The sequence below is a fragment of the Cupriavidus phytohabitans genome (assembly GCF_000426345.1).
Classification (GTDB): Bacteria; Pseudomonadota; Gammaproteobacteria; order Burkholderiales; family Burkholderiaceae; genus Cupriavidus.
Map to the genome: position 1 here is coordinate 92,328 of NZ_AUFE01000008.1, position 12,657 is coordinate 104,984.

Annotated in this window: 10 protein-coding genes; 7 read left to right on the top strand and 3 right to left on the bottom strand. The window is 67.3% G+C overall.

The genetic code is table 11. The features are described 5' to 3' along the window. Window positions 1–46: 46 nt before the first annotated feature. Window positions 47–1,720 (bottom strand): dihydroxy-acid dehydratase, encoded by a 1,674-nt coding sequence (ilvD, locus tag K309_RS0108555; RefSeq protein WP_029046035.1) that lies wholly within the window; start codon window positions 1,718–1,720, stop codon window positions 47–49. A 150-nt stretch (window positions 1,721–1,870) separates the two neighbouring features. Between ilvD and K309_RS0108560 the strand changes: the two genes are divergently transcribed. Next, window positions 1,871–2,803, top strand: coding sequence for a LysR family transcriptional regulator (locus K309_RS0108560; protein ID WP_029046036.1), 933 nt, complete (start codon window positions 1,871–1,873; stop codon window positions 2,801–2,803). 41 nt (window positions 2,804–2,844) lie between these two features. After that, window positions 2,845–3,663 (top strand): prolipoprotein diacylglyceryl transferase, encoded by an 819-nt coding sequence (gene lgt, locus K309_RS0108565; protein ID WP_029046037.1) that lies wholly within the window; start codon window positions 2,845–2,847, stop codon window positions 3,661–3,663. Window positions 3,664–3,682: 19 nt separating this feature from the next. On the opposite strand, the gene K309_RS0108570 is transcribed toward lgt, so the two are convergent. Both K309_RS0108570 and K309_RS0108575 read right to left on the bottom strand, forming a co-directional pair. Continuing rightward, window positions 3,683–4,717: a M48 family metallopeptidase gene (locus K309_RS0108570; protein ID WP_029046038.1), complete on the bottom strand. Its 1,035-nt coding sequence runs from the start codon at window positions 4,715–4,717 to the stop codon at window positions 3,683–3,685. A gap of 26 nt (window positions 4,718–4,743) precedes the next feature. After that, window positions 4,744–5,832 carry a YjgN family protein gene (locus K309_RS0108575; protein ID WP_029046039.1) on the bottom strand — a complete coding sequence of 363 codons (1,089 nt, stop codon included), beginning with the start codon at window positions 5,830–5,832 and terminating at the stop codon, window positions 4,744–4,746. A gap of 793 nt (window positions 5,833–6,625) precedes the next feature. Here K309_RS0108575 and K309_RS0108580 point away from each other — a divergent pair. The 5 genes from K309_RS0108580 (at window position 6,626) to K309_RS0108600 (ending at window position 12,615) form a co-directional block, all read left to right on the top strand. Further along, a complete protein-coding gene (locus K309_RS0108580) occupies window positions 6,626–7,333 on the top strand; it encodes a GntR family transcriptional regulator (RefSeq protein ID WP_029046040.1) in 708 nt (235 codons plus the stop codon). 90 nt (window positions 7,334–7,423) lie between these two features. Further along, on the top strand, window positions 7,424–8,959 hold the full coding sequence (locus tag K309_RS0108585) for a malonyl-CoA decarboxylase domain-containing protein (protein ID WP_029046041.1): 1,536 nt from the start codon (window positions 7,424–7,426) through the stop codon (window positions 8,957–8,959). A gap of 151 nt (window positions 8,960–9,110) precedes the next feature. After that, window positions 9,111–10,124: a Bug family tripartite tricarboxylate transporter substrate binding protein gene (locus K309_RS0108590; protein WP_029046042.1), complete on the top strand. Its 1,014-nt coding sequence runs from the start codon at window positions 9,111–9,113 to the stop codon at window positions 10,122–10,124. Window positions 10,125–10,169: 45 nt separating this feature from the next. Then, window positions 10,170–10,952, top strand: coding sequence for an enoyl-CoA hydratase/isomerase family protein (locus tag K309_RS0108595; RefSeq protein ID WP_029046043.1), 783 nt, complete (start codon window positions 10,170–10,172; stop codon window positions 10,950–10,952). Between the two features lie 109 nt (window positions 10,953–11,061). Then, complete coding sequence (locus K309_RS0108600; RefSeq protein ID WP_029046044.1) at window positions 11,062–12,615, top strand: malonate--CoA ligase; 1,554 nt, start codon at window positions 11,062–11,064, stop codon at window positions 12,613–12,615. The last annotated feature ends 42 nt before the right edge of the window (window positions 12,616–12,657 follow it).

Consider the following 12,657-nt stretch of genomic DNA (forward strand, 5'->3'; position numbering starts at 1 on the left):
AAAAGCCCGCGATCTTGCGGGCTTTCTTGCATACGGCAAAGGCGCCTCAGTCCGTCACCGCGCCCTTGCTGGCCGTCGACGCCAGGCGCGCAAACTTCGCCAGCACCCCGCGCGTATAACGCGGTGCCGGCTGCTTCCAGTTGGCCCGGCGCCGGGCCAGCTCCTCGTCCGCCACATTCAGCTGCAGCAGCAGCTTGTGCGCATCGATGGTGATCGAATCCCCTTCCTGCACCAGCGCGATCGTGCCGCCGGCGAACGCTTCGGGCGCCACGTGGCCGACCACCATCCCCCAGGTTCCGCCCGAAAAGCGGCCATCGGTAATGAACCCGACCGACTCGCCCAGCCCCTTGCCGATGATGGCCGACGTCGGCGCCAGCATTTCCGGCATGCCCGGGCCGCCCTTGGGGCCGAGGTAGCGCAGCACCAGCACGTCGCCGGCGTTGATCTTGTCGGCCAGGATGGCTTCCATCGCGCTCTGCTCGTCCTCGAACACGCGCGCCGGGCCGGTGATGACCGGGTTTTTCAGCCCGGTGATCTTGGCGACCGCGCCTTCCTCGGCCAGGTTGCCCTTCAGGATGGCGAGGTGGCCTTCCTTGTAGAGCGCCTTTTCGATTGGCAGGATCACGTCCTGGTCGGCGCGCGGGGTGTCCGGCACGTGTTCGAGTTCTTCGGCCAGCGTGCGGCCGGTAATCGTCAGGCAGTCGCCATGCAGCAGGCCGGCCTTGAGCAGGATCTTCATGACCTGCGGGATGCCGCCCGCCTTGTGCAGGTCGGTGGCCACGTACTGCCCGGACGGCTTCAGGTTGCAGATCACCGGCACCTTGCGGCGGATGCGCTCGAAGTCCTCGATGGTCCATTCGACTTCCGCCGAGTGCGCGATGGCGAGGTAGTGCAGCACCGCGTTGGTCGAGCCTCCGGTGGCCATGATCAGCGCCACGGCGTTCTCGATCGACTGGCGCGTGATGATGTCGCGCGGCTTGATGTCCTTCTTGATCGCCTCGACCAGCACGCGCGCCGATTCGGCCGCGCTGTCGACCTTCTCCTGGTCCGGGTTGGCCATGGTCGACGAGTACAGCAGCGACATGCCCAGCGCCTCGAACGACGAGCTCATGGTGTTGGCGGTGTACATGCCGCCGCACGATCCGGTCGACGGGCAGGCGTTCTTTTCCACGCCCTCGAAGTCTTCCTGGCTCATGCGCCCGGCGGTGAATTCGCCCACCGCCTCGAACGACGACACGATGGTCAGGTCCTTGCCCTTCCAGTTGCCCGGCTTGATGGTGCCGCCGTAGACGTAGATGCCCGGCACGTTGGTGCGCGCCAGCGCGATCATGCCACCGGGCATGTTCTTGTCGCAGCCGCCGATCACGACCACGCCGTCCATCCACTGGCCCTGCGCCGCGGTCTCGATGCAGTCGGCGATGACCTCGCGCGAGATCAGCGAGTACTTCATCCCCTCGGTGCCCATCGACATGCCGTCCGAGATGGTGGGCGTGCCGAACACCTGCGGGTTGGCGCCGGATGCCTTGATCGCGTCGATCGCCGCGTCGGCCAGGCGCTGCAGGCCGGCATTGCAGGGGGTGATCGTGGAGTGGCCGTTGGCGATGCCCACCATCGGCTTGTCGAAGTCTTCCTGCTTGTAGCCGAGGGCGTAATACATCGAGCGGTTGGGGGAACGCGCCACGCCTTGCGTGATGTTCCGGGAGCGTTTGTTGAATGCCATGGTGGTCTCCGGGGGAATGTCCGGCGCCGCGGAGTCGGGCGCTGTCACGCGGGCAGCCGATGTTGTGCCGGAGAGCATGCCCCTTGCATTTTGGAGTGTCAAATATATTATTTGCCCTTTATTGAGTCGAAAAACATATCAGGAGGCGGGTTGGACCTGCGTCAGCTGCGTTACTTCGTCACCGTGGCGGAAGAGTTGCATTTCGGCCGCGCCGCGCAACGGCTGTCGATGACGCAGCCGCCGCTGTCGCAGCAGATCCAGGCGCTGGAGGAGGAACTCGGCGTGCCCCTGTTCGTGCGCACGCGCCGCTCGGTGGCACTGACGCCGGCCGGCGCGCAATGGCTGCCCGAGGTGCGCCGGGTGCTGGCCGATGCCGCGGCGCTGCCCGGGCTGGCGCAGCGGCTGGCGCGGGGCGAGCTGGGTTCGCTGTCGCTGGCCTTCGTCAGCACGGCCGACTACGGTATCCTGCCCGACCTGCTGCGGCGCTTCCGGGCGCGTCATCCGGCGGTGCAACTGCAACTGCGCGAGGCCACCAGCGACGTCCAGCTCGAAGCGCTGCTGGAAGGCACGATCGACGCGGGCCTGGTGATCCGGCCCCAGCTGCCGGCGATGCCGCACGGACTGGCCTACCTGCCGCTGGTCAGCGAACCGCTGGTGCTGGCCGTTCCCGACGGCTGGCTGCCGCCGGGCGGGCTCGCACAGGACGGCAAGGTGTCGCTGCGCGATGCGGCATCCGAACCGCTGATCATCTTCCCGCGCCGAAGCGCGCCGGCGTTTTATGACATCATTACGGGCTACTATGCGCGCGAGGGCCTGGTGCCGGCGATCGCGCAGGAAGCCATCCAGATGCAGACCATCGTCAGCCTGGTGTCGGCCGGCATGGGCGTGGCGCTGGTGCCGGCATCGCTGTGCAACCTCCGGCGCACCGGCGTGTCGTACCTGGCGCTGCGCGAGTCCGGCCCGCAGATCGAGACCGGGCTGGCCTGGCGCGACGGCGGCAGCGCCGGCGTGGCGCCGGTGCTGCGGTCGTTCATCGAGATCGCAGGCGCACTGGCCAGCGAGGCCGCCGCGGCGCCGCGCTGAGCGCGCGGCTGGCCCATACAGATAACTTCATTCACGCCAACATGCTGATCCATCCCCAGTTCGACCCGGTTGCCATCCACCTGGGCCCGCTTGCCATCCGCTGGTACGGGCTGATGTACCTGGCCGGGTTCATCATGTTCCTGTGGTTCGGGCGCCTGCGCATCCGCCAGCCGCATATGGCGGCCAAGGGCTGGACCACGCGCGACCTCGACGACATGCTGTTCTTCGGCGTGCTGGGCGTGATCCTGGGCGGGCGCCTGGGCTACGTGCTGTTCTACAAGCCGACGTACTACCTGGCGCACCCGATGGAGATCTTCAAGGTGTGGGAGGGCGGCATGGCCTTCCACGGCGGCTTTCTCGGCGTGATCGTGGCCATGTGGCTGTTCGGCAAACTGCGGCGTCGCCACTGGATGGAGGTGACCGACTTCATCGCGCCGATGATCCCGTGCGGGCTTGCCGCCGGCCGCATCGGCAATTTCATCAACGGCGAGCTGTGGGGCCGCGCGACCGACCTGCCCTGGGGCATGATCTTCCCGCAGGCGGGCGACAACATCCCGCGCCATCCGTCGCAGCTGTACCAGTTCGCCGGCGAGGGCGTGGCGCTGTTCATCATCCTGTGGCTGTTCGCGCGCAAGCCGCGGCCGATGGGCGCGGTGTCGGGCGTGTTCCTGATCGGTTATGGCGCGTTCCGCTTCGCCGCCGAATTTGCGCGCGAGCCGGACAGCTTCCTCGGCCTGCTGGCGCTGAAGATGTCGATGGGACAGTGGCTGAGCCTGCCGATGATCCTGGCCGGCATCGCCATGGTGATCTGGGCCTACCGGCGCCAGCCGGGCGCGGGCGCGCCGCAGCCGGCGGCCTGAGCGCAGGCGCCGCGGCGGATTACCTGCCGGCGCGGCGCAGCGCGTCGATGCGCGCCTGTGTATGCGGGTGCGTCGACAGGAAGTCCTGGCCGCGGTCCGGTGCGGCTTCCGATGCCGACGACGTCGCGCCGGCGCTCGCACGCTGTTCCAGCCTGACCAGCACATCGGCCAGCGCCGCCGGCGGCAGCCCATTGCGCTGCATGACCTCGATGGCGAAGTCGTCGGCCTCGCGCTCGTGGTCGCGTGAGTAGCGCAGCGTCAGCATGGCGGCCGGCACGCCGGCCAGTACCGTCGAGATGTCGCCGAACAGGTAGGCCGACAGCGCGCCCAGCGCCGAAGCCTGGATCACCTGCTGCAGGCCGTGGCGGCGCGCCACATGGCCGGCTTCGTGCGCCAGCACCCCCATCATTCCCGCGCCGGTGCCTGCCAGGCTGACCAGCTCGTCGGTGACCACGATGGTGCCGCCGGGCAGCGCCAGGGCATTGGCGCCGATTTCACCGCCCTGGCGGAACAGGATCTGGTAGTCGTGTCCCGCGTCGGGCGGCCGCCTGAGCGCGGCAAAGCCCTGGCGGATGCGTTCCTGTTCGGCCTGCGGCAGCTGCGTCGGCTTGACCACGCCGTTGTCCAGGCTCGCCAGCGTCAGCCTGCCCAGATGGGCCTCCACTTCCGCCGGCACCGTGCGCGCCATCACGCCCGCGCCCCACGGCAGCAGCACGTAATAGCCCAGCACCAGCACCGCCACCAGCGCCGCCACCGCCATCCCCGCCAGGCGCCAGCTGTTCTGCGCGCGCGACACCAGCCCTTCGCGGTGGCCGGTGGCGGCCAGCATGTGGTCGAAGGCGGCGTGTTCGTTGATTTCGCAGAAGGCGCCGTCGGCGAACGTGACCAGCCGCGGCGCGCGCCGTACGCGTTCGGATACGCGCACATCGGACAGCGCGGCGCGGCGCAGTTCGGCGCCGCCGGGATCGCGCAGCACGGCCTGCCGCGCTTCCACGGCCAGGGTCGCGGGATGCGCACGCGAGGTGCGGCCATCGAAGTAGGTGACTGGGATCATGGTGCCAGGGCTGGCGGGCGCGGCAATCACAGCGCGATGTCGATGTCGTACCAGTCTACTGCGGCATCGCCCAGCGCACCGACCTGCTGCACCTCGCCGGCGACAAAGCTGTCGAGCGGGCTGGCGGCCAGCATGGTCACGCTTTCGGCCCGGTAACGCGCGGCGCGGACCCGCGCGAACGGCAGGTACAGGCCCAGCGTGAGCGCGATGGCGATCAGGTTGGTGACGAAGATAAAGATCATGCGGCCTGCGCCGACCTGGCTGCGGAAGGCGTGCGGGGCGAGCGTGGTGTGGCTCCACACGACGTTCTGCAGGCGCGCCATCAGGTAGGGGCTGACCGCCAGCAGGCCGAGGTAGAAGCCGGCAATCGCGAAGCCAAGGATTACCGCGGCGGCAAGGCCCTTGGCCCCGGGTGCCACCACCGCGCCCAGGACAAAGCTGAGCACGATGCCGGCGACAGCCGTGGCCAGCACCACGCCGAAAGCCCGCAGGTAGACGCCGTAGAACTCGCCGGCGCCGGCGGCAAAGCCGAACGGCGCCGTGCCGAAGCGTGTGTTGCGGTGCTGGTATTGCTTGAATCGCTGGTGCGCCAGCGGCCCGAGCAGCCCCAGCGTGAACACCGCTGCCAGCGGCCACAGCACGAATACCTTGTAGGCCCCGGCATCGCCGCCCGTGAAGGCAAAGCGCAGGCCGCGGTAGCTGGAATTGGCCATGCGGAAGCGCAGCGAGCGCACCAGCAGCAGCGGGAATACCGCCAGCAGGGCTACCAGCATCGCCAGCGCGAGGAAGGGCGATACATTCGAGGCCAGCTGGAACGCAAGCGCGAGGCCGAACACGATGGCACGCCCCTTCAGGATGGCGGAGGCCTTGCCGTGGTAATCGAAGCTGGCCCCATCGAGCCGGGTATTGCGATAGAAATACTGCAGCGTGCGCACCTTGGCCCAGGCGGAATAGATACCGAAGGTGACAACGGTCAGCAGTACGTTAACGATCCAGATACGGAAATACTCCGATCCCGAACCGGTGAAGGACAGCCGCAAAGGCTGCGGCAACGCCGGCGCCGTGTCCAGGGCCGCGGACGAAGAGAATGTGAAATCGCTGCTGCCGGCGTGCATGGGCAGGCTCCCGGGTAAATAGAAATGCGGTTTGGCGAACGAAACGCGGCAAATATCGCTCCGCGCTTGTATCAGATATGCAACCGATTGAAATCAGGCTATTGCGGTGCGTCGTGCACATTCTCGCATCGATAAATTAAGATCGCGGCACATTTTCCATATGCAATTGCCGACAGTCGGGTTTGCCTCGTTGGCCCCATGGGAAAACCCTCGTAACAATCGAGAAACATCCTGTTACACTGGTCGTAATCTGTAACAAGTTTCGGATGCGTGCCATCAATAAATTCAAGGACTTAGAGCCACTGGCACGGTAATCGCTAACGATACTGTTACAAGATGAGCGGCAAGCCACAGCCGCCACGGAAGCATTCAGGGAGGGTCCGGCAGGACCACTGGGGTCGGATGCTTCACGCCACCGAACAGGGCAACGGGAAAATCCGCGCGCAAGCGCGTTTCAAGGGGGGCGCCGGGCCAGCGCCAGGTTTGAATGATGACCCACGCGGCGGATACGGACGTACCCGCAGGCGATGCAAGCAGTTCAGTAGTCCTTTCAGGCGCGGGCGTTTCTTTGCAGGGAGGCATGGAAACGCCCGCCGCACCTCCTTCTCGCCATGCCGGCGCCTGTCACGCCCGGTCTCACTCGTTATCTCCGGCGCTTGTTCCGTATTGATCCTGTGTTCCGCGATGCAGCATCGAAATCGCTTGTATCGTCGCCGTCCTAATCCATAATTATGAATTATGGCGACCGGGACGCATTGGTTCCGGCCAACGGAGTACTCAACCGGGGGTGGCAATGCGCATTGTCCAGCAGGCCCTGTACCTCGAAGTCGCAGACCGGCTGCGCGCAATGATCGATGCCCATACGTTGACGCCCGGCGCCTGGATCGACGAAAGCGCGATGGCCGAGTTGCTCGGCATCTCGCGCACGCCGCTGCGCGAAGCGTTAAAGGTGCTGGCTGCCGAAGGGCTGGTCCGGCTCGAGCCGCGACGCGGCTGCTTTGTCAACAAACTGTCCGAGCAGGACCTGGACGAGATCTTCCCGCTGATGGCGCTGCTCGAAGGCCGCTGCGCCTACGAGGCCGCGCGCAACGCCACGCGCGCCGACCTGGATGCGCTGGACGGCCTGCACGCCGACCTGGCCCGCTACGCGCAGGCCGGCGACATCGACGCCTATTACGAAACCAACGCGCAGATCCATGAGGCGATCCAGCGCCTGGCCGGCAACCGCTGGCTGTCGGGGCTGATCAGCGATCTGCGCAAGGTGCTGCGGTTGTCGCGCCACAAGAGCCTGAAGCTGCCGGGCCGCATCCACGAGTCCTGCGCCGAGCACCTGTCGGTGTTCGCCGCACTCAAGGCGCGCGACCCTGAAGGTGCCGAGGCGATGATGAAGACCCATCTGCTGCGCCAGCGCGCGGCACTGCAGGCGCTCGACAACGCCGCCGGCACGGCGCAGCCGACCCGGGCACCACCGGCGCTGCGCGTGGCCAGTGGCGACGACTAGCTGCCCACGCCACACGTTTCACAGCTCACGCCTCTCACCGCAGCATGGCAAGTCTTCTACGTTCCGATCGATGCACAAGGCAGGTACCGCATGAACTCCTTCGACACGGGTGACCAGAAAATCAGCGCGCCGCTGGGCGAGAGCGAGCCGGCCGGCAGTAATTTCCTGTCGCGGCTGGGCCGCTGGTGGGGCCGCAAAGGCGAAGCCGAGGCCGCGGCCAAGGCAGCCAACGACGTCGCGCATGCCGACGGCGAGGTGCCGCTGGCACCGCGCGTGGCGCGGCGCCAGCGCGAGCAGTTGCGGCTGTGCTTCGATGCCCGACTGACCGACGGTGCCGCCAATGCCGCCGCGCAGGCATGGCAGGCCGAGTACGAGGCAGCGGGCGAGGCCACCCGGCGTGCCATGCTGGAGTTGCTTGCCGAGGTGGCCAGCAGCAGCGGCGAAAAAGCCGCCGACGCCAAAGGCGAGGGCAAGGGCGACGCAAAGGGTGAAGGCAAAGGTGAAGCCAAGGGTGAAGGCAAAGGTGAAGCCAAGGGTGAGGCGAAGCCCGACGGCAAGGGCGGCCATTCCGGGCTGACCCATGCCCTGTCCAGCGCCCGCATCCGCTTCTTCAAGCGCCTGGCCGCGCTCCACGGCCAGCGCGGCAGCAGCGCGTGCGGGCTGCACTTCCTGATCCAGCTGCGCGCCGACATGCTGCGCTGGCAGCGCCGGGTGCCGGGGCTGCGCGTGCTCGACGACGACCTCGAGGCGCTGTTCTCCAACTGGTTCGACGTGGGCCTGCTGGAATTGCAGCCGATCACCTGGGACTCGCCCGCCTCGCTGCTGGAGAAGCTGATCCGCTACGAGGCCGTGCACGAGATCGCCTCGTGGACCGACCTGCGCAACCGGCTCGACTCTGACCGCCGCTGCTACGCCTTCTTCCATCCGCGCATCCCGCGCGAGCCGCTGATTTTCGTCGAGGTCGCGTTCGTTCCCGAGATGGCCGCCAATGTCCAGACATTGCTCGACGAGGCCGCGCCGCTGGAAGACCTGCGCCGGGTGAAGTGGGCCATCTTCTATTCGATCAGCAACACGCAGCCCGGCCTGCGTGGCGTCAGCTTTGGCAATTTCCTGCTCAAGCGCGTGATCGAGGAACTGCAGCGCGAATTCCCCAAGGTCAAGCAGTTCGCCACGCTGTCGCCGATTCCCGGGTTTGCCGACTGGCTGCGCAAGCAGGACGCGGATACAGTGTCGCGCGCGCTCGGCGACAAGCGCCTGGCGCGCTGGCGCGAGCGCCACGGCGAGGCGCCGGCGGACGGGGCCGGGTGGCTGGCGGCGCTGTCGGCCGACGCGCCCGCCGATGCCGAGCCGCTGACGCGCGATACCGCGATGGCGCTGGCCGCGCATTACCTGGTACGCGAGCGCCACCAGGCGCTGCCGGCGGATCCGGTGGCTCGCTTCCACCTGGGCAACGGCGCCTGCGTCGAGCGGCTCAACTGGGCCGCCGACCTGTCGCGAAAAGGCCGAAGCCAGAGCTGCGGCATGATGGTGAATTACCTTTACGTACCCGAGGCGCTGGATGACAATCTGGCACGTCTGGGTGCAGGCAACCCGCGCATCGGCCGTAGCGTCGGGAAGCTGCTGTGACCCTGGTCAGGTCACGGGGATCGCCCCCGCAGCCGCGGCGCCACGCGCGCCGCGTTTTCTTGCCGGGACCATGCAGTAGACCCATGCCGCGGCGCGTGCTCGCGGCAATCTAATCGACTTTCCGAAGAAAAGAGAGAGAGGAGACAGCAAGATGAATCGTCGTCAGTTCAGCCTGGCCGCGTGCGCGCGGGCAGCGGGCATGGCTCTGGGCGTGGCCGGCATCGGTGCCGCCACCCTGTTCGCGGCACCCGCGGCCCATGCCGATACCTGGCCGTCCAAGCCCGTCACGGTGATCGTGCCGTTCCCCGCCGGCGGCGGCACCGACGCTTTCGCGCGGCCGCTGACCGCGCAGCTGTCCAAGCAGCTGGGCAAGCAGTTCGTGATCGACAACCGCGGCGGCGCCGGCGGCACCGTTGGCGCCAGCCTGGCGTCCAAGGCCGTGCCGGATGGCTATACCGTGTTCATCGGCGGCGCGCACCATGCCATCGCCCCGTCGTTCTACAAGAAGCTCGACTACGACATCGAGAAGGATTTCATCCCGGTCACCGTGATCGCCCAGCCGCCGCAGGTGGTGGTGGTCAACCCCACCCGCGTGCAGGCCAACACGCTGCAGGAACTGATCGCCTACGCCAGCAAGAACCCGGGCAAGCTGAACTATGGATCGGCCGGCAACGGCTCGTCGCACCACCTGGCGGGCGAGCTGTTCAAGCTCCAGACCAAGACCTTTATCACGCATATCCCGTACAAGGGCGCCGGCCCGGCGCTGTCCGACCTGATCGCGGGCCAGGTCGACCTGATGTTCGACGGCCTGGGCTCGTCGGCGCAGCATATCCGCGCGGGCCGCATCAAGGCGCTGGCGGTGGCTTCCAGCAAGCGCTCGCCGGCCTTCCCCAATGTGCCGACCGCGGCCGAGGCCGGGGTGCCGAACTACGAGGTCTCGACCTGGTATGCGATGTGGGTGCCCAAGGGTACGCCCAAGGAGATCGTCGACCGCTTGTACGTCGAAACCGAAAAGGCGCTGAACACGCCGGAAATGAAGCAGATCTGGCTCAACAACGGCTCCGAGACGCCGGCCTTCACGCAGGAGCAGTTCGCGCAGTTCCAGCGTGCCGAGATCCGGCGCTGGGCGCAGGTGGTGCAGCAGTCCGGCGCCAAGATGGACTGAACGGAGCGACCAGGCCATGCTGATCCGATGCACCGGGGCGCCGCGATGAGCGGCACCGTCGTCTTTGCCACGCAGGGCGCCACGGCGACCGTGACGCTGTCGCATGCCGGCAAGCTCAATGCCATTTCCGCGCAGATGTGGCGCGAGCTGGCCGCGGGCTTCACCCGGCTGGCCGCCGATTCTGCGCTGCGCTGCGTGGTCGTGCGCGGCGCCGACGGCAACTTTGCCGCCGGCGCCGACATCGCCGAGTTTCCCGCCGAACGCGGTGACGAGGCCGCGGTGCGGCACTACCACATGGCTACCATCGCGCCGGCGCTGGCCGCGGTGGCGCAATGCCCGCACCCGACCGTGGCGATGATCGAGGGCGTATGCGTAGGCGGCGGCCTGGAGATCGCGTGCCATTGCGACCTCCGCATCGCCGCCTCGGACAGCCGCTTCGGGGTGCCGATCAACCGGCTCGGCTTTCCGATGGCGCCCGGGGAACTGCAAGGCCTGCTAACGCTGGCCGGGCGCGCCGCCACGCTGGAGATCCTGCTGGAAGGCCGCGTCTTCGACGCCGCCGAGGCGCGTGCCAAGGGGCTGCTGACGCGCGTGGTCGAGCCGGGCGCGCTGGCTGCCGAAGTCGATGCCACGGTGCGCCGCATTACCGCCGGCGCACCCGCGGCGGCGCGTATCAACAAGTCCACCATCCACCGCCTGGCGCCGATGCCGGCGGCGCTGTCTCCGGCCGAACTCGACGCGCATTTCGCCTACGCGGAGGGCGCCGACCATGCCGAAGGCGTGGCCGCCTTCCTGGCGCGCCGGCCGCCGCAGTTCCGGGGAGAGTAGTCCGGCAAATCTGCCAGAATGCGGGATTGCCATGCCCGCACAGCCTGGCATCGGGGGCATTGCCCCTGCCTGACCCGTACCGTTCCAAGTCTTTCGTTCGATCCACACCATGAACGCCAACCTGTTCGCCCTGTTCGAATCCCGCTTTCCCGCCGACCGCACCGCCTGCTGCATCGAGACCCATGACGGCCTGTACTACAGCTGGGATGACCTCGACCGCGCCACCGCCAAGCTGGCCAACCTGCTGGCCTCGCTGAACCTGCCCGAAGGCGCGCGCGTGGCCGTGCAGGTCGAAAAATCGCCCGAGGCGTTGTTCCTGTACCTGGCTACGCTGCGCGCGGGCTATGTCTACCTGCCGCTGAACACTGCCTACCAGGAGGCGGAGATCGACTACTTCGTCGGCAACGCCGAGCCGTCGGTGGTGGTGTGCAGCAGCAAGAATTTCGGCTGGGTCTCCAAGGTGGCGTTCCGCCACGGCGTCAACCACGTGTTCACGCTGGATGAAGATCGCAGCGGCTCGCTGCTGGCGCGCGCCGCCGGCAAGGACGACACCTTCGCCACGGTTGAACGCCAGGACGATGACCTCGCCGCCATCCTCTACACCTCGGGCACCACCGGTCGCAGCAAGGGCGCGATGCTGACACACCGCAACCTGGCGTCCAACGCGCAGACACTGCACGAATACTGGGGCTGGCGCAGCGACGACGTGCTGCTGCACATGCTGCCGATCTTCCACGTGCACGGCCTGTTCGTGGCCTCGCACGGCGCGCTGCTGGCCGGCGCCAAGATGATCTGGGCGCCCCGGCTCGACATGGCGCAGGTGCTGAAATTCCTGCCGCGCTCGACCGTGATGATGGGCGTGCCGACCTACTATGTGCGCATGCTGCAGGAGCCTCGCTTCGACGACGACACCTGCCGTCGCATGCGGCTGTTCGTGTCAGGCTCGGCGCCGCTGCTGCTGGAAACCTTCGATGCTTTCCGCGAACGCACCGGCCACACCATCCTGGAGCGCTACGGCATGAGCGAGACGGTGATGCTGGTGTCCAACCCGTATGACTCCGCGCTGGGCGAGCGCATCGGCGGCACCGTCGGCATGCCGCTGCCGGGTGTGTCGGTGCGCGTGGTCGATGGCGAGGGCAAGGCGTGCGCGCCGGGCGAGATCGGCAATGTCGAGGTCAAGGGCCCGAATGTGTTCAAGGGCTACTGGCGCATGCCGGAGAAGACCAAGGAAGAGTTCACCGACGATGGCTGGTTCAAGACCGGCGACGTCGGCCGCTTTGGCGGCGCCATCGTCAGCCAGGCGGGTGAGCGCCAGGTGCCGGACAGTTACCTGACCATCGTCGGCCGCAGCAAGGACCTGATCATTTCGGGTGGCTACAACGTCTACCCGAAGGAAATCGAAAGCTTTATCGACGAGATGCCGGGCGTGGCCGAGAGCGCGGTGATCGGCGTGCCGCACGCGGACTTCGGTGAGGCGGTGGTGGCGGTAGTGGTGAAGAAACCGGGCGCGCAGATCGATGAGTCGGAGCTGATCGGTACGCTGAAGGGACGCATCGCCAACTTCAAGGTGCCCAAGCGCGTGCACGTGGTGGACGAGCTGCCGCGCAATACGATGGGGAAGGTGCAGAAGAACGTGTTGCGGCAGCAGTTTGCGGTGCTGTGACACGCTTGTGGTGCTGAAGGTGTTCTCCCTCTCCCCGTGAGG